This is a genomic window from Paraconexibacter sp. (genome assembly GCF_059438195.1).
Genome location: NZ_JBLKKY010000005.1, coordinates 1 through 13,223, shown reverse-complemented (window position 1 = coordinate 13,223; position 13,223 = coordinate 1). Strand labels below are relative to the sequence as shown.

Sequence of the window (13,223 nt, the reverse complement as noted above, 5' to 3'; positions counted from 1 at the left end):
ACGAGCGCGCCCGTCTCTGTGAACGAGCGGTGACCACGCGCCGGTCGCTGCTACCTTCACCGACGTGCGGCTCCACCGCCCAGGCGCGCGACTCGCGCTCCTCGCTCCGACGGCCGTTCTCGCGACGGCCCTGCTCGGCCCTGCGGCGGTCCCGCTCCTCGTCTGCCTCGGCTTCCTCCTCGCGGGCTGGTACCCGGGCGAGGACGCGATCGAGCGGCTCCGCGACGGCCGCCGCCCGGCGGCGCGCCTCGCGCGGCCGACCGACGACGCCGCCCCGCACCTCCCGCGCGTGCGCATCGCGCGCCCCGGCCTCACCCTCGGCGGCGGTCTCGTCCGCCGTGGTCCGCCGGTGCTCGTCGCCTGACGACACCGACACGACCACGAAGACAAGGAGACCCACATGCGCACGACGACCCGTGCGACCCTCGCCGCCTGCGCCTGCCTCGCGCTCGGCGGCCTCGCCGCCGGCTGCGGCGACGACGACGAGACGCCCGAGGCGCAGTCCGCCGCGCCCGTGGCGGCGACGACCGGCGACATGCCGATGGACCACGGCGACATGGCCGCCGACGACGACATGGCCGCCGCGATGGCGTCGATGGCCGAGCTCGGGATGACGAAGACCGAGGACATGACGATCGCGCTCATGGCGTCGTCCGCCGAGCGGTTCTTCGTCGCCGAGGGCGACGAGCTGCGCGAGCAGACGCCGAGCCCCGACGACGACGCGCACCTCATGGTCGCGCTCACCGACACGGAGTCGGGCATCCGCCTCCCCGACGCGACCGTGACCGCCCGCATCACCGACGAGGACGGCGGGACCGTGTTCGAGGGACCGCTCTACCCGATGATCGGGCGCGGGATGGGCATGCACTACGGCGAGAACGTCGACGTCGGCGAGGCCGGGACCTACGAGGTCTCGCTCGTCGTCGGCTCGCCGCGCGTCGGCCGCCACCGCTCGCTCGAGAAGGCGTGGACCGGGACCCAGCGCACGCGGTTCCGCATCGCCTACGACGGGACGACGTTCACCCCCGCGCCGTGAGCGACGCCGACACCCCGCGCCTCACCCGCCGCCGGCTGCTCGTCGCAGCCGGCGGCGGCGCCGTCGCGCTCGGCACCAGCGGCCTCCTCCTCGCCGGCTCCGGCGACGAGGAGGCCGTGCCCGCGGTCGTGCCCGACCCCGGAGGCCGGCCCGAGCGCCAGCACGCCTGGGACGACGTCCTCACCGCCGACGGCCACGGCAACCGGACGGCGCCGCGTCATCAGCGACTCCTCCATCTCGTCCTCGACGACGAGCCCACCGTCGCCGCCGCCGTCCGCCTCGAGAACGCGCTGCGCGCCGTCGAGCAGCGATTCCCCGCCGGGCCCGCCGGCGTCCTGCTCCTCTCCGGCTGGGGGCCGGCGTGGTTCGACGCCGTCGGCATCCGGTCGCCCGTCCCGGCGCCCGCCCCGCTCTCCGACTCCGAGGCGCCCGACCTGGACGCGTTCGCCGGCTGCCTGCACCTCGCCTCGGACTCCCCCCGCCGGCTCGACGAGGCCGAGCGACTCGTCCGTGCCGGGCTCCGCGGGCCCCTCCGCCTCGCGGACCGCCGCACGGGGTTCGTCGGACCGGGCCTCCCGCGGCGCATCGGCCGTGGGGCCAACGGCATCCCCGCCGGCCGGCCGTCGCGCGACGCGCCGCTCTTCATGGGCTTCGCCTCGGGCTTCCGCCGCAACCAGGCCCGCGAGGACGACATCACGATCACCGAGGGTCCGTGGGCGGGCGCGACGACGATGCACGTGAGCACGATCGCGCTCGCGCTGCAGACGTGGTTCGGCAGCCTCGACGACGAGCAGCGGGTCGCGCGGATGTTCGCCCCGCAGGTGCGCGCCGCGGACGTCCGTGACCCAGGCGCCGGCATCGACCCGCCCGGCGACGTCGAGGGCACGGCCCGCCGGCACGGGCTCGTGGGCCACGCGCAGGCCGCCGCCGCCGCGCGCCGCGACGGACGGCCGATCATCCTCCGTCGCGACTTCGACGGTCTCGACGGACGACAGCCCGTCGTCCACTTCGTCGCGCTCCAGCGGTCGATCGACGACTTCGTCGCGACACGGCGGGCGATGGACGCCTCGCGCGCCGTCGCAGCGAACCCCGGCATCACCCCGCACGTCAACAACGGGATCAACGAGTGGCTCAGCGTGCGGCGGCGCGGGAACTACCTCGTCCCGCCCCGCTCGCGGCGCACGTGCCCCGGCCTCGAGGGGTGGGACGCATGAGGCGGGTGCTCCCCGTGCTCCTCGCCGCCGCGCTCGTCGTGCCGGCCGCCGCGCACGCGCACGGCGGCGCGCTCGTGGCGAGCGGGGCCGACGAGGCGTACACGGTCACGGTCGAGGCGTCCGAGGTCCGTGGCGAGGACGGCGGGCGGGCGCTCGACCTCACCGCCTACCCGATCCGCAACGCCAACGGGGCCCTCGACACCGCCGCGGAGGTGACGTTCTCGCTCGGGGACGGGCGGACGGTGCGCGCCGAGCCGACCCCCGACGGCCTCGAGGCGATCGTCCCGCTCGAGGCGCGCGGCGAGTGGCGGGGGTGGACGATCACCGCGACCGTGCGGGGCGAGGCGGGCACGCTCGTCGTGCGGGGCGAGCCGGTCGCGGCCGACGACGGCTCCTCGACACCGGGCTGGCTCTGGCCCGCGAGCGCCGTCACGCTCCTCGGCGCCGCCGCGCTCGTCGTCGTCGCGCGCCGCCGCCGGGCCGGCGCGACCGCTTGAGACAATGCGCGTCATGCGTCGCCTCCTCCCCGCCCTCGCCCTGCTCCTCGCGTTCCCCGTCTCGGCCTCCGCCCACGGCGGCTCGATCGTCGCGAGCGGGAGCGACGACGCCTACGACGTGACCGTCCAGATCGCCGACATCACGCAGGACGGCGAGCCGGCGGCCGACGTCACCGTGTACCCGATCGCGTCGTCGAGCGGCTCGATCGACCTCGAGGCCACGACGACCGTGTCGATCGACGGCGAGACCTACGAGACGGAGGTCTCCGGCGAGGCCTACGAGGTCGTCGTGCCCGTCGACGAGCGGGGCGGCTGGCGGGACTGGCAGGTCGGCGCGCGCGTCGCCGGCGACGACGGCACGACGACGGTCGGCGACTTCCCCGCCGAGCCGGCCGCGGACGAGCCCACCGACACGACGGGCGCCACCGGCTCACCGGGCGGCGTCACCGCCCCGCCCGCGGGCGAGGCCGCGCCGACGACGACGCCCGACGACGACCCGGCCGACGCGGCGCCCGCCTCCGAGGAGGGGGACGACGACGACGCGCCGGGCTGGCTCATCCCGGTCTCGGGCGTCCTCCTCGCCGCGGCCGTCGCGCTCGTCGTCCAGCGCCGCCGCGCGATGCGCGGCGACAACCCCGTCACCTGACCCGACCGCCGAACCGGATTCCTGTGGCGTCATAGCGCCACAGGAATCCGGTTCGGCCGGTGGAGCGGCGGTCAGTCCTCGGTGACGAGGCGGGCCTTCATCTCCTTCAGCACCGGCGAGATCGGCGTGAAGCACATCTTCTGGAACGGCCCGACGACGAGCGTGACGATGCCGATCGCGTAGGTCGTCCCGTTCTTGCGCGGCTTCGTGTAGACGGGGCCGCCGCTGTCGCCGGAGCGCGCGGTGATCGTCGTGCACCGCACGCGCAGGCCGGCCTCCTCGCTGAGGAACTCCTCGGCGTCGGCGGCGCCCTTGCCGCGAAGGCGGCCGCAGCGGTCGGGGCCGCTCGTGCGGCCGGTGAAGCACACCTCGCGGCCGGGGATGAGCTTCGCCGTCCCGGCGACGACCCACGGCGGGCTGCCGGTGCCGCGGTCGACGATCGGCAGGCGCGAGCGCCCGGCGCCGCTCGGGATGGGGAGGGCGAGCGCGTCGAGAGGCTCGCTGCGGGTGAGCATCCGCTGCACGCGGCCGAGCACGATCCCCGGCTGCGGCGGACGACGCAGCGCGGCGTTGCGCCGGTTCGTGAGGTTCTTGCGGGTGAGTCCCGCGCAGTGCGCAGCGCTGAGCCCGCCGAAGCGGTCGTTGCTGCGGAAGCGGACGAGGAACGCCGACGTGCACGAGCTCGTGTCGTCGGGTGGCCGCTCCCCGCCCACGAGCGTGCGGCGCGAGAAGAGGAGCTCGCGACCCGCGGTCCACCCGTCGAGATCGGGGGCCGGGCCGGGCCGGCGGATCGCGACGGCCGCGCGCCTGCGCATCGCGACGAGATCGTGGACGCCGTCGCGCACCTCCGAGTCCTTCGCCCGGACCGCGGTCCATCCGATGCGGTCGAGGACGGCCTCGGCGTCGGCCGCGGGACCCGCAGCGACGACCGCCGCGACGCTCCGCGCGACATCGCAGTCCTCGCGGGCGACCGCGACGACGCTCGTGCCCGGAACGGGCTCGCAGCGCTCGTATGAGTCGTCGGCGCGTGCCGCGCCGGGGACGGCGAGGAGCAGCGCGGCGAGCGTCGCTGCGGGCGTGAGCTGGCGCAGGCGAAGAGCGAGCATCTCTCTACACCGTACGAAACCGGCCCTCCCGGCCGATCAGCGTCGGCGACGCGCGGCGTAGAACGTGACGCCGGGGAGCGTCGCGCCCGCGTAGCCGCCGGGGAGCGTCCGCGCGGAGAAGCCACGCGCGCGGAGGAGCGCGAGGACGCGCGCCGGCCGATGGACGGAGAGGAGATGCGTCTCCTCCGACCGCCGCCAGCCCGCGTCCCTCTCGCGGAAGGTGACGATGCGGCGGCGCACGCCCTCCTCGTCCTCGGCGGCGTCGACGAGGACGGCCCAGCCCTCGCCCTCCGACCAGGTTCGCTGGGTGCCGCCCGCGATGCGTCCGGGACGCGGGAGGTCGAAGAGGAAGAGCCCGCCGGGGCGCAGCGCGCCCGCGACCCGCTCGACGACGTCCGCGAGCGCCGCCTCGCCGCCCGCGCGCTCGTCGAGTCGGTACGCGAGGACCTCCCCCGCCGCGAGCACCGCGTCGTGCGGGCCGCCGAGCGGCACGTCGAGCGACGACCCGACGAGGAAGGTCGACCGGGGCGTCCTCGCGCGGGCGAGGGCGATCATCGCCGGGGAGATGTCGATGCCGCGCACGACGTGGCCGCCGGTCGACAGCGCCGCCGCCGTCGTGCCGTCGCCGCAGCCGAGCTCGAGGATCGAGGCCGGCCGGGTGAACCGGGCCGCGAGCTCGCGCGCGGCCCCCTCGGCGAGGAAGGTGAAGCCGGAGGCGTGGATCGCGGCGAGGTCCGCCGCGTACCCGCCGACCCCGTTCACGCGACGTTGCGCCGGTAGAACGCGGGCGTGAGGAGGACGAGGACGGTGAAGACCTCGAGGCGGCCGGCGAGCATCAGGAACGAGAGGATCGCGCGCCCGGGCTCGGAGACCGCCTGGTAGTTCTCGGAGGCCCCGACCTCTCCCATGCCGGGGCCGAGGAGGGTGAGCATCGCCGCGGCGCTCGACACCGCGGTGAGGAGGTCGAGGCCGGTGACGAGCATGGCGAGCGTCCCCGCGAGCGCGACGAGCATGTAGACGACGACGAAGCCGAGCACGCCGCGGCGGACGTCCTCGCTGAAGACGCGTCCGCGCGTACGCAGGACGAGCACGGCCCGCGGGCGCAGTTGCCGCTGGAGCTCCTGGGTGGCGGTCTTCGCGAGGAGCATGATGCGGAGGACCTTGAGCCCGCCCGACGTCGAGCCGGCGCACGCGCCGACGAACATGATGATGAGGAGGTGGACGCGGGCGTAGTCGTTCCACAGGTCGAAGTCGGCCGTCGTGAGCCCGGTGCCCGTCGAGACCGTCGTCACCGTGAACGCCGCGTCGCGCAGGTTCTCCCAGCCGCCACCCGGGTGGTCGTTGAGGACCAGGCTGAGCGTGACGAGGCCCATGCTCCCGAGGACGATCAGCAGGAACGCGCGGACCTCGGCGGCCTGCGGCCACATCGGCCCGCCGCGCAGCGCGAGCCAGTAGAAGGCGAAGTTGATCCCGCCGAGCACCATGAACACGATCGCGACGACCTCGACCGCGACGGAGTCGAAGGCGCCGAGGGACGCGTTCCGCGTCGAGAACCCGCCGGTCGAGAGCGTCGTGAAGATGTGGTTCACCGCGTCGAACGGCCCGAGCCCCGCGACGAGGAACGCGCCGAGCCCCGCGGCCGTGAGGACGAGATAGATGCCTGCGATGATCTTCGCCGTGTCCGCGATCCGCGGCGTGAGCCGCTCCGCGGTGACGCCCGAGGTCTCGGCGTAGAAGACGCGCTGCGTCGCGAGCCCGGTCGCCGGGGCGATCGCGACGACGAGCACGACGATGCCGATGCCGCCGATCCACTGGGAGAGGCTCCGCCAGAGGAGGATCGCGTCGGGCTGCGCCTCGATGTCGTCGAGGAGCGACGCACCGGTCGTCGTGAAGCCGCTCATGCTCTCGAAGAGCGCGTCGACGTACCGCGGGAAGACGCCCTCGATGACGAACGGGACGGCTCCCGCCATCGCGGAGAGGAGCCACGCGAGCGTCACCGCGAGGAAGCCGTCGCGGGCGCGCAGCGGGAGGCTGCGCAGGCGTCGCGACCCGAGGAGGCCCAGGATCGACAGCGGGACGAGGACGGCGGCGGGGATGCCGAAGGCCTCGGTGGCCCTGCCGTCGCCGATCGCCGCCGCGTACGCGAAGCACGCCGCCATCCCGAGGCCGACGGCGCCGAGAGCGCCGCACACCACCGGGACGATGATCCGCCAGTTGAACCCGGGGCCGATGCGGCGCGTCGATGGGCTCACGCGTCGAAGACGGCGGCGATCTCGCCGGCGCCGCGCCGGGCGTTGAACGTGACGAGGCGGTCGCCCGCCTGCACCCTCTCGTCGCGGCGGGGCACGACGACGCGGCCGTCGCGGACGATCGCGGCGACCCTGGTCGTCGCCATCGACTCGACCGACTCGACCCGCCGGCCGTCGGCGCGGCTGCCCGGGTCGACCTGCACGTCGAGGATCTCGGCGCCCCCGACGAGGAGGTGGACCGCCTCGACGTTGCCTCCCCGGACCGCGCGGAGGATCGCCTCCGCCGTCACGAGGCGGGGGGAGAAGGACGCGTCGAGTTGGAGCGCGTCGACGAGCGGCGTGTACTCCTCGCGCGAGACCACCGCGAGGCTGAGGTCGGTGCCGAGCTGCTTCGCGCCGAGCGCGGCGAGGAGGTTCGCGCGGTCGTCGCCCGCCGCCGCGATGAACGCGCCGGCCTGGTCGACCCCGTGCGCGAGGAGCGCCTCCTTGCCGATCCCCTCCTCGTGCAGGACCGTCGCGCGGCGGAGGACCTCCGCGATCTCCCGCGCTCGCTCGATGTCGCTCTCCATCACCGTCACCGAGTAGTGCGGCTCGAGGATCTGCGCGAGCGGCAGGCCGATCCGGCCGCCGCCGAAGATGACGACGTCGCGGACCTGGCGGGCCTGCCCGGCGAGGTACGCGACGACCGGGCCGATGTCATCGCTCGGCGCCGCGACGATGAGGTGGTCGCCCGCACGCGGCCGGTGCCCCGGGTCGGCCCCGATGACGCGGCCCTCCCGGATGATCCCGACGACCGTGTGCGGCTGGACGGGCCGGCGGTCGCCGATCGCGCGCCCGATGAGCGGCGACCGCGACGTGACGATGCACTCGGCCACCGCGACGAGACCGTCGCCGAAGCGCTCGACGTGGACGGCGCCCGGGAGCATGATCGCCTGACTGAGGTCCTCCGCCGTCGCGCGCTCGGGGTTGATGACGAAGTCGATGCCGAGGACGTCCCGCGAGAACGACGCGTCGCTGCCGAAGTAGTCGGGATCGCGGACGCGCGCGACCGTCTGCTGCGTGCCGAGCTGGTGGGCGGCGAGCGCGGCGATGACGTTCCCCTCGTCGCTGTTCGTCACCGCGCAGACGAGGTCGGCCTCGTCGGCGGCGAGCTCGGCGAGGAAGCGGGGCGAGGCGCCGTTTCCGACGACGACGAGGGCGTCGAGCTCACCCTGGAGGGCCTCGGCGCGCTCGGCGTCGCGCTCGATGACGGTGACGTCGTGGCGCTCGCCGCTGAGCGTGCGGGCGATGTGCTGGCCGACCTCGCCCAAGCCGACGACGATGACGCGCATCGGCGCATCGTCGCGCATCGGGCGCCCGGAACGTCTCCCTGACAGCCATCCGTCATCGTGTCGTGGTGATGACCGGCGCCCGTTCGGCCTCCGACCACCCGCGACTCGCCGCGCGCGGGACGACCCCCTCCGCGGTCGTCTTCGACAACGACGGCCTCCTGCTCGACACCGAGGTCGCGTGGACGCGCGCCGAGGTGACGCTGTTCGAGCGCCGCGGCCGCGTCTTCACCGAGGAGCACAAGCGCTACCTCATCGGATCGTCCCGTGCGGTCGCCGAGGAGAAGCTCGCCCGGATGCTGGACCGGCCGTTCGACGAGGGCGTCGCCCTCATGGACGAGCTCCACGAGCTCGTCATGGAGGAGGCGCTCGCCGGCTGCCCGCCGCGCCCCGGCGCGGTCGCGCTCCTCGACGCCCTCGCCCGCGCCGGGACCCCGATCGGCCTCGCCTCGAACTCCTCGCGGGAGTTCGTCGAGCGGACGCTCCACGTGAGCGGGCTGCGGGCGCGCTTCGAGGTCGTCGTGAGCGCGGAGGACGTCCACCGGCCGAAGCCCGCCCCCGACCTCTACCTCGAGGCCTGCACGCGCCTCGACGCCGACCCGCGGAAGGCCGTCGGGCTCGAGGACTCCCCGCCCGGCGTCGCCGCGGCGCACGCCGCCGGGCTCTTCGTCGTCGGCGTGCCCTACCTCGAGGGCACGCCGCTCCCGGAGGCGCACGTCCTCGCCGGCTCGCTCGCCGACGAGGACGTCCACCACGCCGTCGGGCTCATCGCGATCCGCTGACGAGCACGAGGCGGGCGGCCGCCTCGCGGGCGCGGCCGCGCGCCTCGTCCACGCTCGCCCCGCGCGCGAGGGCGACGCCCATGCGACGGCCGGGCCGCGCGTCGGGCTTGGCGAAGAGGCGGACGTCGACGTCCGCGGCGACCGCGAGAGCGTCGGCGAGACCCGCGACGGCGGGCGCGTCCATCTCCTCGCCGGCGAGGAGGACGGCGGAGGCGCCCGGATCGCGGAGCGGCACCTCGCCGTCCGGGACCGGGAGGCCGAGGACGGCGCGGACGTGGAGGGCGAACTCGCTGAGCGCCTGCGTCGCCATCGTCACCATCCCCGTGTCGTGCGGGCGGGGAGACACCTCGCTGAAGACGACGTCGTCCCCGACGACGAAGAGCTCGACGCCGAAGATCCCGTGCCCTCCGAGACCGTCGACGACCGCGCGCGCGACCTCGCGGGCGCGGGCGAGCGCGGCGTCAGACATCGGCTGGGGCTGCCAGCTCTCGCGGTAGTCGCCGTCGACCTGGACGTGCCCGATCGGCGCGCAGAACGCGACGCCGCCGGCGTGGCGGACCGTGAGGAGCGTGATCTCGTACTCGAAGTCGACGAACCCCTCCGCGATGACGCGCTGGCCCTTGATCCGGCCGCCGGTCTGGGCGTGGTCCCACGCGGCCCGGACGCCGTCGGGGGAGCGGACGACGGACTGCCCCTTCCCCGATGAGCTCATGACGGGCTTGACGACGCACGGCGTGCCGAGCGCGGCGACCGCCTGCTGCAGCTCCTCCTCCGTGTCGCAGAACCGGTACGGCGAGGTGGGGAGGCCCAGCTCCTCCGCGGCGAGGCGGCGGATGCCCTCCCGGTCCATCGTGAGGCGCGCCGCGCGGGCGGTCGGGACGACTCGGAGGCCGTCGGCCTCGAGCTCCTCGAGGACGGGCGTCGCGATCGCCTCGAGCTCCGGGACGACGTGGAGAGCCGCGCACGGACGGCCGCGCTCCTCCTCGAGCACGGCGCGAAGGGCGGCCGGGTCGGTCATGTCGACGACGTGCCGGCGCTGGGCGACCTGCATCGCGGGCGCGCCGTCGTAGCGGTCGACCGCGACGACCTCGGCGCCGAGCCGCATCGCCTCGATCGCGACCTCGCGGCCGAGCTCGCCGCTTCCGAGGAGGACGAGGCGCGTCGCGCCCGCGGTGAGGGGGGTGCCGATCGGCGGTGGAGTGCTCATCGCGGCGCGATCATGCCACCGGGGAGGCGGCGGGTACCCTGCCGGTCGTGCCGGTCGCGGCCCTCACGGACGACATCTCGACCTTCTTCGACGCGGTCGGCGAGTTCTTCTCGAACCTCGCCGAGGTCCAGTTCGGATCGCTGGCCATCGCGCTCGCGTGCTTCGGGATCTACCTCAGCCTGCGCGCCCGGGCGTTCTTCCACATCCTCCGCGCGGCGTATCCGACCGAGCGCATCGAGTTCCGCCGCATCTGGGGCGCCTACGTCGCCGCCTACGGCTTCAACAACGTCATCCCGGCCCGCGGCGGCGACGTCATCAAGCTCTACCTCTCGAAGACGTCGGTCCCGCGGTCCTCGTATCCGGCGGTGGGCGCCGGGTTCGCGGTGGAGAGCGTCTTCGACGCGACGATGGGCGTCTTCATCCTCACGTTCGCGTTCACCCAGGGCGTCTTCCCGAAGCCTCCGGACTTCTCGAAGCTCGGCGCGTTCGACCTCAGCTTCTTCGCCGCGAACCCGCGCTTCACGCTCTTCTTCCTCACCGCGCTCGGCGTCCTGTCGCTCGTCCTCTTCGCGGTCCTCTCGCGCCGGGTCCAGGCCTTCTGGGCGCGCGTGCGGCAGGGCCTCACGATCCTCTTCGACCGCCGTCGCTACTTCCGCGAGGTGTGGCTCGTCCAGTTCGTCGGCTGGCTCTTCCGCTTCACCGCGTTCTTCTTCATGCTCGAGGCGTTCAACATCGGAGGCTCGGTCCACAACGTCCTCCTCGTCCTCGGCGTCAACGCGGTCGCCGCGGTCGTGCCGTTCACGCCGGGCGGCGCGGGAGTGCAGCAGGCGTTCCTCGTGAAGGTGTTCGGCGGCGGCGCGGCCGCCTACTCGGTCGGCCAGCAGATCGCGATCGCGACGTTCAGCCTCACGCTCGGGTTCATCGCGCTCTTCACGATCTTCAAGTTCCGCTCGTTCCGCGAGGTCATCGACGCGGGCAAGGCCCACCGGGAGGCGGAGCGCAACGGCCTGGACCCCGAGGAGGCAGCGGAACGGGGGCTCGTCGTCTCGGGCGGCCCGGAGGCGGACGAGGGACGCAGCGCGCGCGAGGAGCGGCGCGCGCGGCGGGAGGAGCGACGGCGCCGGCGGACCGCCGGGCCGCGGTGATGAGGCGCGGGCCGGGCTACTGCAGGCCCTGACGGGCCTCGCGCACGAGGGCGACCGCCTCGGGGAAGACCGTCGCCATCACCTGGCGGATCTGCTCCGCCTGCTGCTCGGGCGTCCCCTGGATGTTCACGCGCTGGACAGCCGCTACCGTCATGTCGACGGCGAGCTTGATCGCGTTGTCGGCCCAGGCGAGCTTCTGCTGGCCCTGCGCCTGCTCCGCGAACTCGGCCATGCGGCGCATGAGCTCGTCGGGATCTCCGAAAAGGCCACCGAAACCTTCCATGCACAGATGGTCGCACACGCGGCGCCTCGTCTCGGCGCAGCGGGTCCTCGTCGCCGTCGTGGCCGCCGTCGTCGTCGCCGGCTGCGGGGACGACGACGGGGGCGCGCCCGGCGCCGCGACGACGCCGACGGCGCCCGCCGAGTCCGCGCCGGGCCTCCCGATCCACGTCGTCGAGGCGGTGGGGGGCGAGGATCCGCCGGTCGTCGTCGCGACGCTCGGCGACTCGATCACGGCGGGGATCCCGGGCTTCTCGCCGCTGCCCTCCGAGCGGGCGGGGATCCCCGGGGGCGCCGACCCGCGCTCCCAGTGGCAGTACTGGGCGGCGCGCGAGCTGCCGGGGACCCGGTACCGCAACTGCGGCGTCGGCGGCCAGCTCACCGAGCAGATCGCGGCGCGGCTCGACGCCTGCGCGCGCGGCGCCGACGTCCTCGTCGTGCAGGGCGGGACGAACGACGTCGTGCTCGGGCGCCGGCCGTGGCAGATCGCGTCGAACCTGCGCTCGATGGTGCGCCGCGGGAAGGCGCTCGGGCTCCGCGTCGTGCTCGTGACGATCCCGCCGCTCGACCGCGGGGAGGAGGCGCTCTCCCGCACGGTGGTGGGCGCCAACGCGCGCGTGCGGGAGCTCGCGGAGCGCGAGGACGTCCTCCTCGTCGACTGGCACGAGGCGCTCGAGGACCCCGCGGCGCCGGGACGGATGCCGGCGTCGCTCACCGCCGACGGCGTGCACCCGTCGGTCTCGGGGTACCGCCGGATCGGCGGGATCTTCCGGCTGCCCGACTGACGGGCTGCGGCACAATGTCCCGCTCGCCCATGGCCGCCCGCCACCCCGCTCGACGAGCGCTCCTGGCGCTCCTCCTCGTCCTCGCGCTCGCGTCCGGCTTCCTGGTCGGGGCGTGCGGCGGCGACGACGAGACGGCGACGCCGCCGACGATCCCGCAGCCGCCGACGGTGACCTCGCCCGCCGTGCCTGCGCACGTCGTCGGCCCGGTCGACGGAGCGCCGGACCCCGTCATCGTCGCGGCGATCGGCGACTCGATCACGGCGGGGGCGCCCGGCTTCGATCCCGACCCCGCGGTCCGGGCGCAGCTCGGCCGCGTCACCGAGCAGTCCCAGTGGCTCTTCTGGGCGGCGATCCGGATGCCCGGGGTCGCGTTCCGCAACTGCGGCGTCGGCGGCGACCGCACCGACGAGATCGCGCAGAGGCTCGACGGGTGCGCGCAAGGAGCGGACTACCTCGTCGTCCAGGGCGGCGTCAACGACATCGCGCAGGGCCGCGAGCCCGAGGAGGCGGCTGCGACCCTGCGGTCGATGGTGAGGCGCGGGAAGGCGCTCGGCCTCAAGGTCGCGATCGTCGAGCTCCTCCCCTGGAACAGCGGCGTCGAGGAGACGAAGGCGCCGATCCGCGAGCTGAACCGCCTCATCCGCGACATCGCCGAGGACGAGGACGTCCACCTCGTCGAGTGGTACGAGCTGCTCGAGGACCCGCGCGACCCGGATCGCATGCGCGCCGACCTCACCGCGGACGGCGCCCACCCCTCGGTCGCCGGCTACCAGGTCCTCGGCAACCTCTTCACGCTGCCGGAGTAGGGGGGCGGGGGCGGGGGCTGCGCAGGGGGGGCGCGGGGCGCGGGGGCGCGGGGCGCGGGGCGCGGGGCGCGGGGGGCGCGGGGGCGAAATCAACGCGCGTTCGATTGACCCCCACATAGGGGGCGAATCCAACGCGCGTTCGA

15 protein-coding genes are annotated in these 13,223 nt (G+C 74.8%); 9 read left to right on the top strand and 6 right to left on the bottom strand.

Translation table 11 applies throughout. The features are described 5' to 3' along the window. Positions 1-64 precede the first annotated feature (64 nt). Genes ACME2J_RS02845 through ACME2J_RS02825 form a run of 5 tightly spaced genes read left to right on the top strand, consistent with a single transcriptional unit; the run spans position 65 to position 3,393 of the window. Positions 65-364 (top strand): hypothetical protein, encoded by a 300-nt coding sequence (locus ACME2J_RS02845; RefSeq protein ID WP_495543357.1) that lies wholly within the window; start codon positions 65-67, stop codon positions 362-364. Positions 365-400: 36 nt separating this feature from the next. Beyond that, positions 401-1,036, top strand: a complete 636-nt coding sequence (locus ACME2J_RS02840) for an iron transporter (RefSeq protein WP_495543356.1) — start codon at positions 401-403, stop codon at positions 1,034-1,036. Beyond that, positions 1,033-2,250, top strand: a complete 1,218-nt coding sequence (locus ACME2J_RS02835; RefSeq protein WP_495543355.1) for a DUF7405 family protein — start codon at positions 1,033-1,035, stop codon at positions 2,248-2,250. The genes ACME2J_RS02840 and ACME2J_RS02835 overlap by 4 nt, the downstream gene beginning before the upstream one ends. After that, entirely contained in the window at positions 2,247-2,747 is a 501-nt protein-coding gene (locus tag ACME2J_RS02830) for a hypothetical protein (RefSeq protein WP_495543354.1), read from the top strand. Before ACME2J_RS02835 ends, ACME2J_RS02830 begins: the two co-directional genes overlap by 4 nt. A gap of 13 nt (positions 2,748-2,760) precedes the next feature. After that, on the top strand, positions 2,761-3,393 hold the full coding sequence (locus tag ACME2J_RS02825; RefSeq protein WP_495543353.1) for a hypothetical protein: 633 nt from the start codon (positions 2,761-2,763) through the stop codon (positions 3,391-3,393). 71 nt (positions 3,394-3,464) lie between these two features. Here the strand turns inward: ACME2J_RS02825 and ACME2J_RS02820 are convergent, their stop codons facing one another. The 4 genes from ACME2J_RS02820 to trkA are packed head-to-tail and all read right to left on the bottom strand — an operon-like array spanning position 3,465 to position 8,079. Beyond that, the gene (locus tag ACME2J_RS02820) at positions 3,465-4,499 is read right to left on the bottom strand and encodes a chymotrypsin family serine protease (RefSeq protein WP_495543352.1); all 1,035 of its coding nucleotides are present in this window, start codon (positions 4,497-4,499) and stop codon (positions 3,465-3,467) included. A 36-nt stretch (positions 4,500-4,535) separates the two neighbouring features. Next, on the bottom strand, positions 4,536-5,261 hold the full coding sequence (locus ACME2J_RS02815) for a class I SAM-dependent methyltransferase (RefSeq protein ID WP_495543351.1): 726 nt from the start codon (positions 5,259-5,261) through the stop codon (positions 4,536-4,538). After that, positions 5,258-6,751 carry a TrkH family potassium uptake protein gene (locus ACME2J_RS02810; RefSeq protein ID WP_495543350.1) on the bottom strand — a complete coding sequence of 498 codons (1,494 nt, stop codon included), beginning with the start codon at positions 6,749-6,751 and terminating at the stop codon, positions 5,258-5,260. Before ACME2J_RS02810 ends, ACME2J_RS02815 begins: the two co-directional genes overlap by 4 nt. Then, positions 6,748-8,079, bottom strand: a complete 1,332-nt coding sequence (gene trkA / locus ACME2J_RS02805; RefSeq protein WP_495543349.1) for a Trk system potassium transporter TrkA — start codon at positions 8,077-8,079, stop codon at positions 6,748-6,750. The genes ACME2J_RS02810 and trkA overlap by 4 nt, the downstream gene beginning before the upstream one ends. A gap of 68 nt (positions 8,080-8,147) precedes the next feature. Between trkA and ACME2J_RS02800 the strand changes: the two genes are divergently transcribed. Beyond that, the gene (locus ACME2J_RS02800; RefSeq protein WP_495543348.1) at positions 8,148-8,858 is read left to right on the top strand and encodes an HAD family hydrolase; all 711 of its coding nucleotides are present in this window, start codon (positions 8,148-8,150) and stop codon (positions 8,856-8,858) included. Here ACME2J_RS02800 and purT read toward each other — a convergent pair. Next, positions 8,842-10,065 carry a formate-dependent phosphoribosylglycinamide formyltransferase gene (purT, locus tag ACME2J_RS02795; RefSeq protein ID WP_495543347.1) on the bottom strand — a complete coding sequence of 408 codons (1,224 nt, stop codon included), beginning with the start codon at positions 10,063-10,065 and terminating at the stop codon, positions 8,842-8,844. The two genes, ACME2J_RS02800 and purT, sit on opposite strands and share 17 nt — an antisense overlap. 47 nt (positions 10,066-10,112) lie before the next feature. On the opposite strand from purT, the gene ACME2J_RS02790 reads away from it, so the two are divergent. Then, positions 10,113-11,210 (top strand): lysylphosphatidylglycerol synthase transmembrane domain-containing protein, encoded by a 1,098-nt coding sequence (locus ACME2J_RS02790; protein WP_495543346.1) that lies wholly within the window; start codon positions 10,113-10,115, stop codon positions 11,208-11,210. A 16-nt stretch (positions 11,211-11,226) separates the two neighbouring features. Here the strand turns inward: ACME2J_RS02790 and ACME2J_RS02785 are convergent, their stop codons facing one another. Continuing rightward, positions 11,227-11,493, bottom strand: a complete 267-nt coding sequence (locus tag ACME2J_RS02785) for a hypothetical protein (protein ID WP_495543345.1) — start codon at positions 11,491-11,493, stop codon at positions 11,227-11,229. On the opposite strand from ACME2J_RS02785, the gene ACME2J_RS02780 reads away from it, so the two are divergent. Both ACME2J_RS02780 and ACME2J_RS02775 read left to right on the top strand, forming a co-directional pair. Continuing rightward, positions 11,492-12,274, top strand: a complete 783-nt coding sequence (locus tag ACME2J_RS02780; protein ID WP_495543344.1) for an SGNH/GDSL hydrolase family protein — start codon at positions 11,492-11,494, stop codon at positions 12,272-12,274. The two genes, ACME2J_RS02785 and ACME2J_RS02780, sit on opposite strands and share 2 nt — an antisense overlap. Positions 12,275-12,303: 29 nt before the next feature. Continuing rightward, a complete protein-coding gene (locus ACME2J_RS02775; protein ID WP_495543343.1) occupies positions 12,304-13,080 on the top strand; it encodes an SGNH/GDSL hydrolase family protein in 777 nt (258 codons plus the stop codon). The last annotated feature ends 143 nt before the right edge of the window (positions 13,081-13,223 follow it).

Bases quoted from the DNA above. Each gene is read 5' to 3' on its own strand.
- ACME2J_RS02840 (WP_495543356.1), top strand. From the start codon at position 401: ATGCGCACGACGACCCGTGCGACCCTCGCCGCCTGCGCCTGCCTCGCG.
- trkA (WP_495543349.1), bottom strand. From the start codon at position 8,079: ATGCGCGTCATCGTCGTCGGCTTGGGCGAGGTCGGCCAGCACATCGCC.
- ACME2J_RS02830 (WP_495543354.1), top strand. From the start codon at position 2,247: ATGAGGCGGGTGCTCCCCGTGCTCCTCGCCGCCGCGCTCGTCGTGCCG.
- ACME2J_RS02820 (WP_495543352.1), bottom strand. From the start codon at position 4,499: ATGCTCGCTCTTCGCCTGCGCCAGCTCACGCCCGCAGCGACGCTCGCC.
- ACME2J_RS02785 (WP_495543345.1), bottom strand. From the start codon at position 11,493: ATGGAAGGTTTCGGTGGCCTTTTCGGAGATCCCGACGAGCTCATGCGC.
- ACME2J_RS02800 (WP_495543348.1), top strand. From the start codon at position 8,148: ATGACCGGCGCCCGTTCGGCCTCCGACCACCCGCGACTCGCCGCGCGC.
- ACME2J_RS02775 (WP_495543343.1), top strand. From the start codon at position 12,304: ATGGCCGCCCGCCACCCCGCTCGACGAGCGCTCCTGGCGCTCCTCCTC.
- purT (WP_495543347.1), bottom strand. From the start codon at position 10,065: ATGAGCACTCCACCGCCGATCGGCACCCCCCTCACCGCGGGCGCGACG.
- ACME2J_RS02825 (WP_495543353.1), top strand. From the start codon at position 2,761: ATGCGTCGCCTCCTCCCCGCCCTCGCCCTGCTCCTCGCGTTCCCCGTC.
- ACME2J_RS02780 (WP_495543344.1), top strand. From the start codon at position 11,492: ATGCACAGATGGTCGCACACGCGGCGCCTCGTCTCGGCGCAGCGGGTC.